Annotated in this window: 14 protein-coding genes and 1 pseudogene; 10 read left to right on the top strand and 5 right to left on the bottom strand. The window is 54.3% G+C overall.

Annotated features, from left to right (window positions below):
* Window positions 1–274: 274 nt before the first annotated feature.
* The 5 genes from dppA to dppF all read left to right on the top strand — a co-directional run bounded on the left by dppA (window position 275) and on the right by dppF (window position 5,974).
* Entirely contained in the window at window positions 275–1,882 is a 1,608-nt protein-coding gene (gene dppA / locus NA986_RS13760; RefSeq protein ID WP_000028047.1) for a dipeptide ABC transporter periplasmic-binding protein DppA, read from the top strand.
* A 156-nt stretch (window positions 1,883–2,038) separates the two neighbouring features.
* The gene (gene dppB, locus NA986_RS13755) at window positions 2,039–3,058 is read left to right on the top strand and encodes a dipeptide ABC transporter permease DppB (RefSeq protein ID WP_000938843.1); all 1,020 of its coding nucleotides are present in this window, start codon (window positions 2,039–2,041) and stop codon (window positions 3,056–3,058) included.
* A gap of 9 nt (window positions 3,059–3,067) precedes the next feature.
* Window positions 3,068–3,970 carry a dipeptide ABC transporter permease DppC gene (dppC, locus tag NA986_RS13750; protein ID WP_000084690.1) on the top strand — a complete coding sequence of 301 codons (903 nt, stop codon included), beginning with the start codon at window positions 3,068–3,070 and terminating at the stop codon, window positions 3,968–3,970.
* 10 nt (window positions 3,971–3,980) lie between these two features.
* On the top strand, window positions 3,981–4,964 hold the full coding sequence (gene dppD / locus NA986_RS13745; protein ID WP_001196509.1) for a dipeptide ABC transporter ATP-binding protein: 984 nt from the start codon (window positions 3,981–3,983) through the stop codon (window positions 4,962–4,964).
* The gene (gene dppF / locus NA986_RS13740) at window positions 4,961–5,974 is read left to right on the top strand and encodes a dipeptide ABC transporter ATP-binding subunit DppF (RefSeq protein WP_000103563.1); all 1,014 of its coding nucleotides are present in this window, start codon (window positions 4,961–4,963) and stop codon (window positions 5,972–5,974) included. The genes dppD and dppF overlap by 4 nt, the downstream gene beginning before the upstream one ends.
* A gap of 248 nt (window positions 5,975–6,222) precedes the next feature.
* Here dppF and NA986_RS13735 read toward each other — a convergent pair whose 3' ends face one another.
* Window positions 6,223–7,521 (bottom strand): aromatic amino acid transport family protein, encoded by a 1,299-nt coding sequence (locus NA986_RS13735; RefSeq protein WP_023216712.1) that lies wholly within the window; start codon window positions 7,519–7,521, stop codon window positions 6,223–6,225.
* Window positions 7,522–7,638: 117 nt separating this feature from the next.
* Window positions 7,639–7,791, bottom strand: a pseudogene (locus tag NA986_RS13730) (PLP-dependent transferase); the annotation flags it as partial.
* Window positions 7,792–8,163: 372 nt separating this feature from the next.
* Here NA986_RS13730 and NA986_RS13725 point away from each other — a divergent pair.
* Window positions 8,164–8,271 (top strand): type I toxin-antitoxin system toxin Ldr family protein, encoded by a 108-nt coding sequence (locus NA986_RS13725; RefSeq protein ID WP_001537650.1) that lies wholly within the window; start codon window positions 8,164–8,166, stop codon window positions 8,269–8,271.
* Between the two features lie 81 nt (window positions 8,272–8,352).
* Here NA986_RS13725 and bcsG read toward each other — a convergent pair whose 3' ends face one another.
* Genes bcsG through bcsE form a run of 3 tightly spaced genes read right to left on the bottom strand, consistent with a single transcriptional unit; the run spans window position 8,353 to window position 11,788 of the window.
* Window positions 8,353–10,032, bottom strand: coding sequence for a cellulose biosynthesis protein BcsG (gene bcsG, locus NA986_RS13720; protein ID WP_023216711.1), 1,680 nt, complete (start codon window positions 10,030–10,032; stop codon window positions 8,353–8,355).
* Complete coding sequence (bcsF, locus tag NA986_RS13715; protein ID WP_000988321.1) at window positions 10,029–10,220, bottom strand: cellulose biosynthesis protein BcsF; 192 nt, start codon at window positions 10,218–10,220, stop codon at window positions 10,029–10,031. The genes bcsG and bcsF overlap by 4 nt, the downstream gene beginning before the upstream one ends.
* Complete coding sequence (gene bcsE, locus NA986_RS13710; RefSeq protein ID WP_023197652.1) at window positions 10,217–11,788, bottom strand: cellulose biosynthesis c-di-GMP-binding protein BcsE; 1,572 nt, start codon at window positions 11,786–11,788, stop codon at window positions 10,217–10,219. The genes bcsF and bcsE overlap by 4 nt, the downstream gene beginning before the upstream one ends.
* Window positions 11,789–12,032: 244 nt before the next feature.
* On the opposite strand from bcsE, the gene bcsR reads away from it, so the two are divergent.
* The 4 genes from bcsR to bcsB are packed head-to-tail and all read left to right on the top strand — an operon-like array spanning window position 12,033 to window position 17,921.
* Window positions 12,033–12,236, top strand: a complete 204-nt coding sequence (gene bcsR / locus NA986_RS13705; RefSeq protein ID WP_000282616.1) for a cellulose biosynthesis protein BcsR — start codon at window positions 12,033–12,035, stop codon at window positions 12,234–12,236.
* Entirely contained in the window at window positions 12,237–12,989 is a 753-nt protein-coding gene (gene bcsQ, locus NA986_RS13700) for a cellulose biosynthesis protein BcsQ (RefSeq protein WP_000996114.1), read from the top strand.
* Window positions 12,986–15,610 (top strand): UDP-forming cellulose synthase catalytic subunit, encoded by a 2,625-nt coding sequence (bcsA, locus tag NA986_RS13695; protein ID WP_198889134.1) that lies wholly within the window; start codon window positions 12,986–12,988, stop codon window positions 15,608–15,610. The genes bcsQ and bcsA overlap by 4 nt, the downstream gene beginning before the upstream one ends.
* Window positions 15,611–15,620: 10 nt before the next feature.
* On the top strand, window positions 15,621–17,921 hold the full coding sequence (gene bcsB / locus NA986_RS13690) for a cellulose biosynthesis cyclic di-GMP-binding regulatory protein BcsB (RefSeq protein WP_000823812.1): 2,301 nt from the start codon (window positions 15,621–15,623) through the stop codon (window positions 17,919–17,921).
* Window positions 17,922–17,923 lie beyond the last annotated feature (2 nt).

The following is a 17,923-nucleotide window of genomic DNA, read 5'->3' as shown; positions in this document are numbered from 1 at the left end:
GAAAATACCCTTCTGAACTTTTTTTAATCTTTGTTTGTTAATTCTCACCGTTGTTGTAAAAGCTGGTTACCTGTATTGACGTTTTGACATTCTATTGACAGATTGTAGGGAATGAGGGGCATTTTATGGAGAATCCGCACTGCAACTCAGTCGATTATGCGAACGGAATCCCCACCTCTCACTACTGACCTGACCAGGTAAAAAACAAAAAAGGCCGGGCGGTAAAAGCCTTTGCAAAGGGCAAAACAACATACATCACAATTGGAGCAGAAGAATGAGTATTTCCTTGAAGAAGTCAGGGATGCTGAAGCTTGGTTTGAGCCTGGTGGCCATGACCGTTGCAGCAAGCGTGCAGGCCAAAACCCTGGTTTATTGTTCAGAAGGCTCGCCGGAAGGCTTTAACCCACAGCTCTTTACGTCTGGCACCACCTATGATGCCAGTTCCGTACCTATCTATAACCGTCTGGTTGAATTCAAAACCGGCACCACGGAAGTGATCCCGGGTCTTGCTGAGAAGTGGGATATCAGCGAAGACGGTAAAACCTATACGTTCCACCTACGTAAAGGGGTGAAATGGCAATCCAGCAAGGATTTCAAACCCACGCGCGAGCTGAACGCCGATGATGTCGTGTTCTCTTTTGACCGGCAGAAAAACGAGCAGAACCCGTACCATAAAGTGTCTGGCGGCAGCTATGAATACTTTGAAGGCATGGGGCTGCCGGATCTGATTAGCGAAGTGAAGAAGGTAGACGATCACACGGTGCAGTTTGTGCTGACGCGTCCGGAAGCGCCGTTCCTTGCCGATTTAGCCATGGACTTCGCTTCTATTCTTTCCAAAGAATATGCTGACAACATGCTGAAAGCCGGTACGCCGGAAAAAGTGGATCTGAACCCGGTCGGCACTGGCCCATTCCAACTGGTGCAATATCAGAAAGACTCCCGCATTCTCTACAAAGCCTTTGACGGCTACTGGGGCACGAAGCCGCAGATCGACCGCCTGGTCTTCTCCATCACCCCTGACGCCTCTGTGCGTTACGCCAAACTGCAGAAGAACGAATGTCAGGTGATGCCGTATCCGAACCCGGCGGATATTGCGCGCATGAAAGAAGATAAAAACATCAACCTGATGGAGCAGGCCGGTCTGAACGTGGGTTATCTCTCCTATAACGTGCAGAAAAAACCGCTGGATGATGTCAAAGTTCGCCAGGCGTTGACCTATGCCGTGAATAAAGAGGCCATCATCAAAGCCGTTTATCAGGGCGCGGGCGTTGCGGCGAAAAACCTGATCCCGCCGACAATGTGGGGCTACAACGACGATATTAAAGACTACGGCTACGATCCGGAAAAAGCCAAGGCGCTGCTGAAAGAAGCCGGTCTGGAAAAAGGCTTCACCATCGATCTATGGGCGATGCCGGTACAGCGTCCCTATAACCCGAATGCGCGTCGTATGGCGGAAATGATCCAGGCGGACTGGGCGAAGATTGGCGTTCAGGCCAAAATTGTCACCTATGAATGGGGCGAATACCTCAAGCGCGCTAAAGATGGCGAGCACCAGACGGTGATGATGGGCTGGACCGGCGATAATGGCGATCCGGATAACTTCTTCGCCACGCTGTTCAGCTGCGATGCCGCCCAGCAAGGCTCCAACTATTCAAAATGGTGTTATAAGCCGTTTGAAGACCTGATTCAGCCTGCGCGTGCGACCGATGACCACAACAAGCGTATTGAGCTCTATAAACAGGCCCAGGTTGTGATGCATGACCAGGCGCCAGCGCTGATCATCGCTCACTCCACGGTTTATGAGCCAGTACGTAAAGAAGTTAAAGGCTATGTGGTTGATCCATTAGGCAAACATCACTTCGAAAACGTCTCTGTCGAATAATTAAAAGAGCGCTGCGCCCCGGTGCTGTGTAGGCCGGATAAGCGCAGCGCCATCCGGCGTAATGCTTTATCCGCGATGCAGTTTGCGTGGGATAAGATTTGTGAGCAATACAGACTCACGGTTCCAGGCCGTGGGTCATGAGAGAGAATTCGGGTTATGTTGCAGTTCATTCTCCGACGTTTGGGACTCGTTATCCCGACGTTTATCGGTATTACCCTTCTCACCTTTGCCTTTGTCCACATGATCCCCGGCGATCCGGTGATGATCATGGCGGGTGAGCGAGGTATTTCCCCTGAGCGTCATGCTCAACTGCTGGCTGAACTCGGTCTTGATAAACCGATGTGGCAGCAGTACCTCCATTATATCTGGGGGGTGATGCATGGCGATTTAGGCATCTCGCTGAAAAGCCGAATCCCCGTGTGGGACGAGTTCGTACCTCGCTTTAAAGCGACGCTGGAACTTGGCGTCTGCGCCATGATTTTTGCCGTCGCCGTGGGGATTCCGGTGGGCGTGCTGGCCGCAGTGAAGCGCGGTTCTATCTTCGATCACACTGCCGTTGGCCTGGCGCTGACCGGTTACTCTATGCCTATCTTCTGGTGGGGCATGATGCTGATCATGCTGGTCTCCGTCCACTGGAACCTGACGCCGGTTTCCGGGCGCGTGAGCGATATGGTGTTCCTTGATGATACCAATCCGTTGACGGGCTTTATGCTGATCGACACCGCTATCTGGGGCGAAGAGGGTAACTTTATTGATGCGCTGGCGCATATGATCCTGCCTGCGATGGTGCTCGGTACAATCCCGCTGGCCGTCATTGTGCGTATGACCCGTTCGTCGATGCTGGAAGTGCTGGGGGAGGATTACATCCGTACCGCACGCGCCAAAGGGTTGACCAGGATGCGCGTCATTATCGTCCATGCTCTGCGTAACGCCATGCTGCCAGTCGTCACCGTGATCGGCCTGCAGGTCGGGACGCTGCTGGCGGGCGCGATTCTGACAGAAACTATCTTCTCGTGGCCCGGTCTGGGGCGCTGGCTGATCGATGCGCTGCAACGCCGCGATTATCCGGTAGTGCAGGGCGGCGTGTTACTGGTAGCGACGATGATTATTCTCGTCAACCTGCTGGTAGACCTGCTGTACGGCGTGGTGAACCCGCGTATTCGGCATAAGAAGTAAGGGGCCATCATGTCACAGGTTACTGAAAATAATGTTAATGCCGCACCGGCGCCCATGACGCCATTGCGGGAGTTCTGGCACTATTTCAAACGCAATAAAGGCGCGGTCGTCGGGCTGGCGTATGTTCTCATCGTGATCCTGATTGCGGTGTTTGCCAACTTTATTGCGCCGTACAACCCGGCAGAGCAGTTCCGCGATGCGCTGCTGGCGCCGCCGGTCTGGCAGGAAGGCGGCAGTTGGGCGCATATTCTGGGAACGGATGATGTTGGTCGCGATGTCCTCTCGCGCCTGATGTATGGCGCGCGTTTGTCACTGCTGGTCGGCTGTCTGGTGGTCGTCCTGTCGCTGGTAATGGGGATTATTCTCGGCCTGGTCGCGGGCTACTTCGGCGGTCTGGTCGATAACATCATCATGCGCGTGGTCGATATTATGCTGGCCCTGCCGAGCCTGCTGCTGGCGCTGGTGCTGGTGGCGATCTTCGGCCCCTCCATCGGCAACGCTGCGCTGGCGTTGACGTTTGTGGCGCTGCCGCACTATGTCCGCTTAACCCGCGCGGCGGTTCTGGTAGAGGTGAACCGCGATTATGTGACTGCCTCCCGCGTGGCGGGCGCAGGCGCGATGCGTCAGATGTTCGTCAATATTTTCCCGAACTGCCTTGCGCCGCTGATCGTTCAGGCATCGCTCGGTTTCTCTAACGCCATTCTCGATATGGCCGCCCTCGGCTTTCTTGGCATGGGCGCGCAGCCGCCAACGCCGGAATGGGGCACCATGCTCTCCGACGTGTTGCAGTTCGCGCAAAGCGCCTGGTGGGTCGTGACCTTCCCGGGGCTGGCGATTCTGCTGACGGTACTGGCATTTAACCTGATGGGTGACGGTCTGCGTGACGCGCTCGATCCCAAACTGAAGCAGTAAGAGGTTCGAGATGGCGTTATTAAATGTAGATCAATTATCGGTGCACTTCGGCGACGAAGGCACACCGTTTAAAGCCGTCGACCGCATTAGCTACAGCGTGAAGCAGGGTGAGGTGGTCGGTATTGTCGGCGAGTCTGGTTCCGGCAAATCCGTCAGCTCGCTGGCGATTATGGGGCTTATCGATTACCCAGGCCGCGTGATGGCGGAAAACCTGCTCTTTAACGGACAGGATCTGAAGCGCATTTCCGAGAAGGAACGTCGCAACCTGGTGGGCGCTGAAGTGGCGATGATTTTCCAGGACCCGATGACCAGCCTCAATCCTTGCTATACCGTTGGCTTTCAGATTATGGAAGCCATCAAGGTACATCAGGGCGGGAACAAGAAAACCCGTCGTCAGCGAGCGATTGACCTGTTGAACCAGGTGGGCATTCCCGATCCGGCTTCTCGTCTGGATGTCTATCCGCACCAGCTTTCTGGCGGCATGAGTCAGCGCGTGATGATTGCGATGGCAATAGCCTGTCGACCAAAGCTGTTAATTGCCGATGAACCGACCACGGCGCTGGATGTGACCATTCAGGCGCAAATTATTGAGCTGCTGCTGGAGTTGCAGCAAAAAGAGAACATGGCGCTGGTGCTGATTACCCATGACCTGGCGCTGGTGGCGGAAGCGGCGCACAAAATTATCGTCATGTACGCCGGGCAGGTCGTCGAAACCGGCGCTGCGCAGGATATTTTCCGCGCGCCGCGTCATCCCTACACCCAGGCACTGCTACGCGCGTTACCAGAGTTTGCGCAAGATAAAGCGCGTCTGGCGTCGCTGCCGGGCGTGGTGCCGGGGAAATATGACCGACCGACGGGTTGTCTGCTTAACCCGCGCTGCCCCTACGCCACGGACAGATGTCGTGCGGAAGAACCTGCTCTCAACCAACTGGACGATGGACGTCAGTCAAAATGTCATTACCCACTCGATGATGCCGGGAGGCCCACACTATGAGTACGCATGAGGCCACCTTGCAACAGCCGCTGTTGCGGGCTATCGACCTGAAAAAACACTATCCGGTGAAGAAGGGGATCTTTTCTCCGGAACGGCTGGTAAAAGCGCTGGACGGCGTGTCGTTTAATCTCGAACGCGGTAAAACGCTGGCCGTAGTGGGGGAGTCCGGTTGTGGAAAATCTACACTGGGTCGCCTGCTGACGATGATTGAAACGCCAACCGGCGGCGAGCTTTATTACCAGGGGCAGGATCTGCTCAAACACGATCCGCACGCGCAGAAACTGCGGCGGCAGAAAATTCAGATTGTGTTTCAGAACCCCTACGGTTCCCTGAACCCACGCAAGAAAGTGGGGCAAATTCTGGAAGAGCCGTTGCTGATCAATACCAGCCTGAGTAAAGCGCAGCGTCGTGAAAAAGCGCTGGCGATGATGGCGAAGGTGGGGCTGAAAACCGAGCACTACGACCGCTATCCGCATATGTTCTCCGGCGGCCAGCGTCAGCGTATCGCTATCGCCCGTGGTCTGATGCTTGATCCGGACGTAGTGATTGCCGACGAACCGGTCTCCGCGCTCGACGTGTCGGTGCGCGCCCAAGTGCTGAACCTGATGATGGATTTGCAACAGGATATGGGGCTGTCTTATGTCTTTATCTCGCACGACCTGTCGGTGGTGGAACACATCGCCGATGAAGTAATGGTCATGTACTTAGGCCGCTGCGTGGAGAAAGGGACCAAAGAGCAGATTTTTAACAATCCACGTCATCCCTATACCCAGGCGTTGCTCTCCGCCACGCCGCGGCTGAATCCGGACGATCGCCGTGAGCGGATTAAGCTGACCGGCGAGTTGCCGAGCCCGCTGAACCCGCCGCCGGGCTGCGCCTTCAACGCCCGCTGCAGCCGTCGCTTCGGACCCTGTACGCAGTTACAGCCGCAGCTTAAAGAGTACGACGGCCAGTTGGTGGCCTGCTTTGCCGTCGATCAGGATGAAAACCCGCAGAAGCCGCTGAGTTAATTGCGTTTTATGCCGGATGGCGCCTGCGCCTTATCAAGCCTACACCGTACCTGTAGGCCTGGTAAGCGTAGCGCCACGGGGCATGGCTCTCCGGTACGACTTAGAGCCTATCCCATTAGGGCTATTTTACTTGCCATTTTGGTCCTGGGCAGTGCTCAAAATCCTCACGTACTACGTGTACGCTCCGGTTTTTGCGCGCTGTCCGTGTCCAAACTGGCTGCGCCAATAACGCCTGGTGGGATAGGCTCTTATTCAATCAATTTTAATAACGGCGACAGGCACAACAATATTCCATATAACAGAATAAGCCAGGTTTTCAGGCCGCGTAATTTTTCCAGTTGCGCTACTTTATAAATCAGGAAAAAGGGAATAATACACGCGACAATGCCATAAAGCGGACTGCCTAACTGGAAAAAGACCAATACTGAGACGCGAAACGAAACCCAAATAACCAGAGTCACCACGATAAAGACACAGATTCCAGATGTCAGTAACAGTGGGTTGACGTTTTTGACATCCATAATACGACTCAATACATTCAGCACAATACCTTTAAGCGCTTCGTGAAAACCTAAATAAATACCAAAGAACGCGGTAAGTACGGCAAAAATATTGAGGATGGTAGAGGTAATGTGGATGATATGGCCAGGGATTACCTGAGCTGCCAGTGCAAGGGCGGAAATATTCTGCTCGAACGCTGATACCGCCTCTTCATGGCTAATCGAAAAGGTAAACGAGAACGAGAAAAAGAGAATAATGGCAATCAGCGTAATATAGCTAATGCGATGCGTGCGAATCGCCATCCGGGTGGCCAGCACACGGTCAGGCTCGCGCTTACGATAGGCGATGTTCATTGGGTTTAGCACCTGAATGAAGACCGCAGAAAAGAAGCAAAATGGGATAGTGAGCAGTACGTCGCGAAAGAAAACCGATGCGGCGGGAAAGGCGGAAATATTATCAAGATTCCAGTGTGGGATCATAGCGAAACCGAATATCAGAATGATCCCGACTTTTACCACTACCATCGGGCCGGAAATTTTAAATAATAACTTTTCCCCGCCGGAGGCAATCGCCACCAGCACGGCGAAAATCGCGACTTTATAGATAATAGACTGCGAAAGATCGGCCTCAGTAAGGCCGAAGGTTTTGATATAGGAGGCGCTATCAAACACCACCGACAGGGAATAAATAAACACCCCATGGATAATCATAAGAAAATAGATTACACCGAGAAAAATGCCCCAGTTTTTGCCAAGATAGTGACTGATAATATCCGTATAATCGTCACAGGTTTCGCTTTCAGATAACGTTTTTAGATAAATATCCTGCACAATATAGGTAGCGGGATAGGCGATGATAAAAGCGGTAATAAATACCCAAATCCCCTTGAGACCGATTTGCACTGGCATTAAGACGGTACCGGCGCCGATCGCCATACCGATACACAAGAGCACCCAGCCAAAATCATATTTTGTAAACGGTAATCTCATTGAAAGCGGTGTGGTCGTAGCGTTACTGTTATTTAATGGTAATGTGTCGTCCTGCATAGAGCCCCCTGCCCAAAATATACGCAGCTCTCTCATAAAGAATGCTGCCTATAACCAGGCTATAGTGCCTTGATACCCGATGCGGCAAACCGGTGACAGCGGTTCGCCGAGCAATCGTCAGAATGCTGCTTTTCTGCTGGCGCGTTCAAGGTCATGAATAATATCGTCGGGATCTTCAGGTCCCGCTGAAAGACGGATAAGTTCGTCGGTAATACCTGCTTTTAGCCATTCCTCTGGCGCAACAGGCGAATATGTCATAGACGCAGGATGCTGAACGAGGGTTTCGGTATCACCGGGACTGGCCGCGAGGAGGCATAATTTACAGAATTGAGCGGCTGACTGCCAGCCTCAGAAATGCTGAATGTATTCTGGCAAATAAAAGTAATCGTCTGCGAAGCGTCACGCAGATTGCACGTTAGCGCCGTGCCGGGACGGAGATTTTGCCGTAATATCAGCAGCAAGCCGGGTTTACCCGGTGAGGCGCAATGTTGCGGGGGCTTGATCCCCGGCGGCATAGGTTGCTGGATAGAGAAAACCCCCGCACGTTGACTGGTATAAACCTGGCAACCTGACGGGGGCTAACTTGAACCTCAACGCATCAAGGATAGCCGCGAACGGTTGCCATTGCAACAAGGCGGCTATATGACGCTTACGCAGTTGGGCGTGGCCTTCTGGCACGATCTGGCGGCGCCGATCATTGCTGGCATTATCGCCAGTGTGATCGTCAACTGGCTACGTGACAGGAAGTAACGCTTTTTGAGCGTCTGTCCGCCGTAATGGCAACATGCGCCCGAACCAGGCCGCAGGGGAAACCTTGCGGCCTTTTTCGGTTTACTGCGGGTAAGGCACCCAGTCGCCGCCATTCAGACGAACGTAGGGCTTACCCTGATACTGAATCACCACCGCATTAGCGTTTTCTGAAACCGGCGCGGTTTGCGGCAGATTGCTGGTCAGCTTGTTCCAGTTCACACTGTCTTCGGTAAAGAGCTTACCGTCCACGGCGCGTACGACCAGTTCGGAAATCGCCAGGTAGCTGCTCGGCTGATTAATATCAATCGGCGCGCCCTCATGCGGGGCTTTCATGCCAAAAAATTTCACGCCCGCCGGGACGTTGGTGATGGAGGGGCTGGGAATATCGCGCAGGCCTGAGATCTGCATTCTATCGCCCTTCAGCGCGCCGCCGTGCTCCGGTACGACGACCACCATCACCTTACGCCCGGATTTCTCCAGTTCGGTAAAGAAAGCGTCCAGTTCATCGAACAGTTTCTGCGCGCGGATTTTATAATCCGCCGTTTTGCTGACGCCGGGGAAGTGGTTGCCATCGTGCAGCGGCAGCAGGTTAAAGAAAGTCGCGGAGCGGGAATTGGCTTCACGTTCTTCCCCTGTCAACCAGCGGTTCAGGACCGCCAGATCGTCATATACCGGCGAGCCGTCGAATGACAGCAGGGCGGTTGGCAGGCCGGACTGGTTCATCAGTTCGCTCTGCATACCGCCGTTTTCGCGAACTTCTTTCAGGAAGCCGCCAAATTCACCGTTATGATCCATCATCAGATGCTGAGTAAAGCCCAGTTTCGCCAGATTATCAAACAGATAACATTCATTATCGGCTGGTTGATAAAGTCGGGTATGCGATGGTTGACCGCAGCTGGCGCGCAGCAGACGAATGGCCGCCGGGCCGCTGTAAGACGTACCGGAATTAAAGTGTTTAAACAAAATGTCAAAGTGCGACCATAGCGGATGTGACATCAAGCCTGCCGCTTCGACATCCGACCAGGAGAGCGAACAAATATTGATGACCAATAGGTCGAACGGCTGCGCATCAGGCGGAAGCTGCGCCGGGAACGTCGTTTTCCGCTTTTCTTCCGCGGCATAGAAGGTGTTCAACCAGGCGTTCAGATTCGCGGTCGTCGGCGGCGCGGTTTGCGCAGGCATATCGCCGATGACCGGCTTATCGCCCGCTGTCGCGACGGTAGCGGCCGCATTACCGCCAGTCGTCGTCACCGTATCGGTTGGCTGGCCTGCCGGCCACAGCGTAAAAACCGGGCCGGTTAATGTCAGGACATTCAGCCATACCATGATGGCGACCACAAACACCGTGATCCGAATCCACTGTGATAAAAAAAGCCAGGCAACCAGCAGTACGAAGATGGCGCCGATCATTTGCCAGTTAATAAAACGGGCGATCAGATCGAGCAGATAACCGGAGCTGAATTCCGCCACCTGCGTCCCCTGGCTCATAATGCTTTGCGGGCCGGGTAGCCAGGTATCATGCCAGAACAGCGCGAAGCCGACGGGAATGGCAATCCAGTGGCGCAACCGGTGAAGGCGATACTTTGGTATTGGCATGAGCAGAAACGCCATGAATACCAGATTCAGCAAAGGATGAAAATTCAGATAGCCTGCCCACAGCAGGCCAAACTTGACCAGAAAATAGAAGTTCCAGCCGGAAAGACCGCGCCAGTACTGCCAGAGCGGAGAAGGCATTGAAGGAGTTTGAGTATGCTGAGTCATTTTTTGTCTGCCTTGACTTTCGTAGCGCGGCGCAGAGTTCCGGCTGGTTTTACATAACGAGGTTTGGCAAATAGCAGCCGGGTCGTATCACTGATACGGCGTAGCGAATGACGCGCCAGATACCCCAGCGGAAAGAAAATCAGCGCGCAAAAAAGAATAATTTGCACGATATCGCTGATGGTCATCATGATGCACGCTCCGCGGTGTCGTCGAGCAATCGCAGGGGTTCAGGAATACGACGCCAGATGCGGCCATCGTGTTCGGCATTTATTACCGGGTCGGCGCGTTTTGCCAGCGGTAGCGGCGTTCCCCACAGTTCCGGCGACAATAAGCGCATCTGCACCAGCTCGGCGCTGATTTGTTTATCTTCGAACCAGACCATACGATTAGAGAAAATATCGCCCGTCGGCAAAGGGAAAATATGGTTTAACGCGGTATCCAGATCGTTGACCCGGCAGAATGATAAAAACAGCACCAGACGGTTGCCGCCGATGGTCATAATATCGCCGGTTCGGCTTGGCCGACATAATGTTAACGCCTGCTCAACCCGAATGCCCGGTACCGGGCGCAGCGCGACCAGAACGCCTTTCCCGTCGGCGGGGAGCAGGGTGTTGCTCATCATCGTATGGATGGCATCGCAAAAGGTATCCCACGGCTGAAAACCGCGCAGTTTCAACGGCTGCGTCATCGACAGTAGCGTGGTGATGTCTTCCGGTACGTAACGGCTGAACTGCTGCCCCTGCACGCTTTCAATAAGCGTCAGACAGCGTGAAAGCGGGGCGTTCCAGGGAATGATCATATTCGCGCCGCAGCCCAGCAGCAGGCGCTCATCGGTGGCGCGCAAACTGGCGATATTTTCGCGCACGACAATTTTCAGCGCGCTTCCCCGCTGGCGCCGCAAAGTATGAATGCGACGAGCAAGCGGCTCGATTTGGTTGTTCTGTGTAAGCGAAAAAATAATTGTCGCGGCCTGCGCCGTGCGTGCGTCGTTGAATAGCGCTTCGTTATTGTCGAAAAGCGTCCAGTGTTCCGAGAGCGGCGGCGCGCCTTCAAGGACGGCGACGTGGCTAAGAATGCGTTTTTCGTCGCTACGCGGCTGAATTGCCGTCTCCTCCTGATGGGATAGCGTCCAGCGTTCGTCCTGCTGACACAGCAATAACTGCTGTCGGGCGCTGACGCCTTTTTCGTTACACCAGAAGGCAATATCGAACAAATGTTGGTCGCCCTGAAAACGTAAACTGGCGAGGCCGAAAAGTGAGCGATACTCGCCCATCAACAACGAGGACTGTTTATCGCTATTATTACAAGGGTTAATAACCAACAATGAACAGTGATGAAAACGAGTCCATTTATTCATTTTTTCCAGCCATTTATGCAGGCTTTCTGACGTTATATTCCGCCACGTGTTATTTGCACAAATAAGAATGAAAAAGTAATGCGTCGGGTTAACAGAACAAAGCAAATCGTGGGGCAAAGAGTATAGCCCTTTTTCTGAATCCGGCATGGTAAATAAGCGGATTTTCTCCGGACCGTGAGATTCATCTAATTTGATTACTTTGCCAGGATCGCCTTCCATGCCGATGACGGCGACATTTGCATTCTCCGTTTGTGACGCAATCGTTTGATTCACCAGGCTGATGGCATCTTGCTGGCGATCGGCGTTAACCCACCAGACGCCGCCGGTTGGCATATGGCGCAGTTCATCCCATAATGATGAGATGCCGAGAGAAAATACGGGGTCCACAGTGTCCCTCATGTCACTATTTTAACTGTTTATCAGTTTACTAGCGAAAGCACAGAAATAAACCTAACATTGAAATTAAAACGCATCAGATTTAGCATGTGAATCAATTTGCCCGGCAGGATGCCCTGTAACTCTGCGCTTTGCATTTTTACACATTATAAATGATGTCACGGAAAGATGAAAAATGCGCGTTCTCCCGTATTGACGACGGGGTGTAATGCTGCCAGTGAGAAATATTTAAAAAGGAGCAACCAGAATGTATAACAATGAACCTGGCGCTCAGTCCGATCCAACGTTGGGCTACACTTTTCAAAATGATTTTCTGGCATTAAGCCAGGCGTTTTCACTACCCGAAATAGATTATACCGATATTTCCCAACGCGAACAGTTGGCGGCGGCGATTAAAAGATGGCCACTCCTGGCTGAATTTGCGCAACCACATTCATTAAGGAAGCCATGAATGGCGATTCTGGGACTGCAGGGCGTGCGCGGCGGGGTGGGAACCACATCTCTCACCGCAGCACTCGCCTGGGCGTTACAAATCTTAGGGGAAAATGTCCTGGTGATTGACGCCAGCCCCGATAACCTGCTGCGCATGTCGTTTAACGTCGACTTCGTCCATCAGGGCGGTTGGGCGCGATCGTTGCTGGACGGTCAGGACTGGCGCGATGCCGGATTACGTTATACCTCACAGCTTGATCTACTGCCGTTTGGACAGCTCACCGCGCAAGAGCGGGAAAATCCGCAGGCCTGGCAGGAGACGCTGGGAGAGATCGGAGCGGCTATCCAGGCGCTGAAAGCGAGCGGGCGTTATAGCTGGATTTTACTGGACTTGCCCTACGGCGCGTCACCGCTGACAGGGCAGCTGGTGAGCCTCTGCGACCATACGCTGGCGATAGCCCAGGTTGACGCTAACTGCCATATTCGCCTTCATCAGCAGGCGTTGCCTGCCGGAGCGCATATTCTGATCAATGACTTACGCATTGGCAGTCAGTTACAGGACGATCTGTACCAAGTCTGGCTGCAAAGCCAGCGCCGGTTGCTGCCTATTGTGATCCATCGCGATGAGGCGATGGCGGAGTGCATGGCGTCGAAACAGCCGTTAGGCGAATATCGCAGCGATTCGTTAGCCGCCGAAGAGGTGTTAACGCTGGCGAACTGGTGCCTGCTGCATGATGCGGGCGACAAAACGTCCGCCGGGAGCCTGCGATGAGCGCCCTTTCCCGGTGGCTGCTTATCCCGCCGGTTAGCGCGCGCTTGAGCGAGCGCTATCAGGGTTACCGCCGCCACGGCGCGTCGCCGTTTAGCGCAGCGCTCGGCTGCCTGTGGATGATTCTGGCGTGGATAGTGTTTCCGCTTGAGCATCCGCGCTGGCAGCGTATTCGCGACGGGCATAAAGCGCTTTACCCGCATATTAACGCCGCCCGCCCGCGCCCGCTGGACCCGGCCCGCTACCTCATTCAGACCCTCTGGCTGGTGATGATCTCGTCGACTAAAGAACGTCATGAACCGCGCTGGCGGTCATTTGCGCGCCTGAAGGACGTTCGTGGACGTTACCATCAATGGATGGATACCTTACCGGAACGGGTGCGCCAAAAGACAACGCATCTGGAAAAGGAAAAAGAGCTGGGACATCTTAGCAACGGCGCCCGGCGTTTTATTCTGGGCGTTATCGTGACCTTTTCACTGATACTGGCGCTGATCTGTATTACGCAGCCATTTAACCCGCTATCGCAATTTATCTTTCTGCTGTTGCTGTGGGGCGTTGCGCTGTTGGTACGACGTATGCCGGGACGCTTTTCCGCGCTGATGCTCATCGTGCTGTCGCTAACGGTCTCCTGTCGTTATATCTGGTGGCGCTATACCTCGACACTAAATTGGGACGACCCGGTCAGTCTGGTGTGCGGGCTGATTCTGCTGTTTGCGGAAACCTACGCCTGGATTGTGCTGGTGCTGGGGTACTTCCAGGTGGTGTGGCCGTTAAATCGTCAACCGGTACCGTTGCCGAAAGAGATGTCGCAGTGGCCGACGGTGGATATTTTTGTACCGACCTATAACGAAGACCTTAACGTGGTCAAAAATACCATTTACGCTTCGCTTGGCATTGACTGGCCGAAGGACAAGCTGAATATCTGGATCCTTGATGACGGCGGGCGCGAATCATTTCGTCAGTTTGCCCGACATGTTGGCGTGCATTACATTGCCCGCGCCACGCATGAACACGCCAAAGCCGGCAACATCAACAATGCGCTAAAACACGCGAAAGGCGAGTTTGTGGCGATCTTCGATTGCGACCATGTGCCGACACGCTCGTTTCTGCAAATGACAATGGGCTGGTTCCTGAAAGAAAAACAGCTGGCGATGATGCAGACGCCGCATCATTTCTTCTCCCCGGACCCGTTTGAGCGCAACCTGGGACGTTTTCGTAAAACGCCTAACGAAGGCACGCTGTTTTACGGACTGGTGCAGGACGGTAACGATATGTGGGACGCCACTTTCTTTTGCGGATCGTGCGCGGTGATTCGCCGTAAGCCGCTGGATGAGATTGGCGGTATCGCCGTTGAGACGGTGACGGAAGATGCGCATACATCGCTCCGGCTGCACCGGCGAGGTTATACCTCAGCGTATATGCGCATTCCGCAGGCGGCGGGGCTGGCGACGGAAAGCCTGTCGGCGCATATCGGGCAGCGTATTCGTTGGGCGCGGGACATGGTGCAAATTTTCCGCCTCGATAACCCTCTGTTTGGTAAAGGCTTAAAACTGGCGCAGCGGCTGTGCTACCTCAACGCGATGTTCCATTTCTTGTCCGGCATTCCGCGCCTGATCTTTCTGACCGCGCCGCTGGCTTTTCTGCTGCTGCACGCCTATATCATTTATGCGCCTGCGTTGATGATTGCGCTATTTGTGATACCGCACATGGTCCACGCCAGCCTGACTAACTCGAAGATTCAGGGCAAGTATCGTCACTCTTTCTGGAGTGAAATCTATGAAACGGTACTGGCATGGTATATCGCACCGCCGACTCTGGTCGCGTTGATCAATCCGCACAAAGGGAAATTTAACGTCACGGCGAAAGGCGGGCTGGTGGAAGAGAAGTACGTCGACTGGGTAATCTCGCGTCCGTATATCTTCCTTGTCTTGCTTAACCTGCTCGGCGTGGCGGCGGGCGTATGGCGATACTATTACGGGCCGGAAAATGAAACGCTGACCGTCATCGTTAGCCTGGTGTGGGTCTTCTATAACCTGGTCATTCTCGGCGGCGCGGTTGCGGTTTCGGTAGAGAGTAAACAGGTCAGGCGCGCGCATCGGGTCGAGATTGCCATGCCGGGGGCCATCGCCCGCGAAGATGGACATTTGTTCTCCTGTACCGTACATGACTTCTCCGACGGCGGGTTAGGCATCAAGATCAACGGTCAGGCGCAGGTGCTGGAAGGGCAGAAAGTGAATCTGTTGCTTAAACGCGGGCAGCAGGAATATGTCTTTCCAACGCAGGTGGTGCGCGTAACGGGCAATGAGGTCGGGCTACAACTGATGCCGCTCACCACCAAACAACATATTGATTTTGTGCAGTGTACCTTCGCGCGCGCCGATACGTGGGCGCTTTGGCAAGATAGCTTCCCGGAAGATAAACCGCTGGAAAGCTTGCTGGATATTCTGAAGCTGGGCTTCCGCGGATATCGCCACCTCGCGGAGTTCGCGCCGCCTTCAGTAAAAGTAATTTTCCGATCGTTGACGGCGTTAATTGCCTGGATTGTATCGTTTATTCCGCGTCGCCCGGAGCGGCAAGCGGCGATACAGCCGTCGGATCGGGTTATGGCTCAGGCTCAACAATGATGATAATGCGATGAAAAGAAAATTGTCCTGGATGTGTGCGGCGGTAATAGGATTAAGCGCGTTTCCTGCTTTCATGACGGCGGCGGCGCCTGCTACGCCGCCATTGATAAATGCTGAACCCACCGAGCCTGCGCCGTCGCCCGCAACTGAGGCGCCCGTCGTGGCGCAAACCGCGCCTTCGCGCGAGGTCAAGCTGACCTTTGCGCAAATCGCGCCGCCGCCGGGCAGTATGGCGCTGCGTGGCGTTAACCCTAACGGCGGCATTGAATTTGGTATGCGCAGCGATGAAGTGGCGTCGAAAGCGGTGCTGAATCTGGAATATACGCCCTCGCCGTCGCTCCTGCCGGTTCAGTCGCAGCTCAAGGTTTATCTCAATGATGAACTGATGGGCGTACTGCCGGTGACAAAAGAGCAGTTGGGGAAAAAGACGCTGGCGCAGGTACCTATCAATCCGCTATTTATCACCGACTTTAACCGGGTGCGGCTGGAGTTTGTCGGCCACTATCGCGACGTGTGTGAAAACCCGGCCAGCAGTACTCTGTGGTTAGACATCGGGCGAAATAGCGCCCTGGATCTGACCTATAACATGCTGGCGGTGAATAACGATCTGTCCCACTTCCCGGTGCCGTTTTTTGATCCGCGGGATAACCGTCCGGTGACGTTGCCGATAGTGTTTGCTGATATGCCTGATCTGGCGCAGCAGCAGGCGGCTTCTATTGTCGCGTCCTGGTTTGGCTCGCGGGCGGGCTGGCGCGGTCAGCGCTTCCCGGTGTTGTATAATCACCTGCCGGATCGCAATGCGATCGTGTTCGCCACCAACGATCGACGCCCCGATTTCCTGCGCGATCATCCTGCGGTTAACGCGCCGGTTATCGAGATGATGAGCCATCCGGATAATCCGTATGTGAAGTTGCTGGTCGTGTTTGGCCGTGATGATAAAGACCTGTTGCAGGCGGCAAAAGGTATCGCGCAAGGGAATATTCTCTTCCGTGGTTCCAGCGTGGTGGTCAACGATGTAAAACCGCTGCTGGCGCGCAAACCGTATGATGCGCCGAACTGGGTGCGTACCGATCGCCCGGTCACTTTTGGCGAGCTGAAAACCTATGAAGAGCAGCTCCAGTCGAGTGGGCTGGAGCCGGCGCCCATCAACGTTTCTTTGAATCTGCCGCCGGACCTCTATTTGCTGCGTAGCAACGGTATTGATATGGATCTCAACTACCGTTATACCTCGCCGCCGACCAAAGACAGTTCACGGCTGGACATCAGTCTGAATAACCAGTTCCTGCAAGCCTTTAGTCTTAACAGCACGCAGGAAACTAATCGACTCCTGTTGCGCCTGCCGGTACTTCAGGGACTGCTGGATGGTAAAACGGATGTGTCTATTCCGGCGCTCAAACTGGGGGCGATGAACCAACTACGTTTTGACTTCCGCTACATGAACCCGATGCCGGGCGGGTCGGTGGACAACTGTATTACCTTCCAGCCGGTACCGAATCATGTGGTGATAGGGGATGACTCCACTATCGATTTTTCGAAATATTACCACTTTATCGCGATGCCGGATTTACGCGCGTTCGCCAATGCGGGTTTCCCGTTCAGCCGGATGGCCGACTTGTCTGACACGCTGGCGGTGATGCCGAAGACCCCAACCGAAGCGCAAATGGAAACGCTGCTGAATACGGTCGGCGCCATTGGCGGGCAGACCGGTTTCCCGGCAATTAATCTGACCATCACCGATGATAGCGCTCAGATAGCCGACAAAGACGCCGATCTGCTGATTATTGGCGCTATTCCGGGCAAGCTAAAAGACGATAAGCGTATCGATCTGTTGGTGCAGGCGACACAAAGCTGGGTAAAAACCCCGATGCGGCAGACCGCTTTCCCGTCGATTATGCCGGATGAGGCCGATCGCGCGGCGGATGCGCAGTCCACCGTCACCGCCAGCGGCCCGATGGCGGCGGTGGTGGGCTTCCAGTCGCCGTTTAATGATCAGCGCAGCGTGATTGCTCTACTGGCTGACAGCCCGCGCGGCTACCAGCTACTGAACGACGCCGTGAACGACAGCGGTAAACGCGCCGCGATGTTTGGTTCCGTGGCGGTGATCCGCGAGTCCGGCGTTCACAGTCTGCGCGTTGGCGATATCTATTACGTCGGACATCTGCCGTGGTTTGAGCGGCTGTGGTATGCGCTGGCGAATCACCCTGTGCTGCTGGCGGTACTGGCGGCCCTCAGTGTGGTATTACTGGCGTGGGTATTGTGGCGTCTGCTACGTATTCTCAGTCGCCGTCGTCTCGACCCTGACCATGAGTAACG

The sequence above is a fragment of the Salmonella sp. NW177 genome (assembly GCF_051811585.1).
Lineage (GTDB): Bacteria > Pseudomonadota > Gammaproteobacteria > Enterobacterales > Enterobacteriaceae > Salmonella > Salmonella enterica.
Note: the sequence above shows the minus strand (reverse complement) of the source record. Positions and strands in the feature narration are given on the sequence as shown.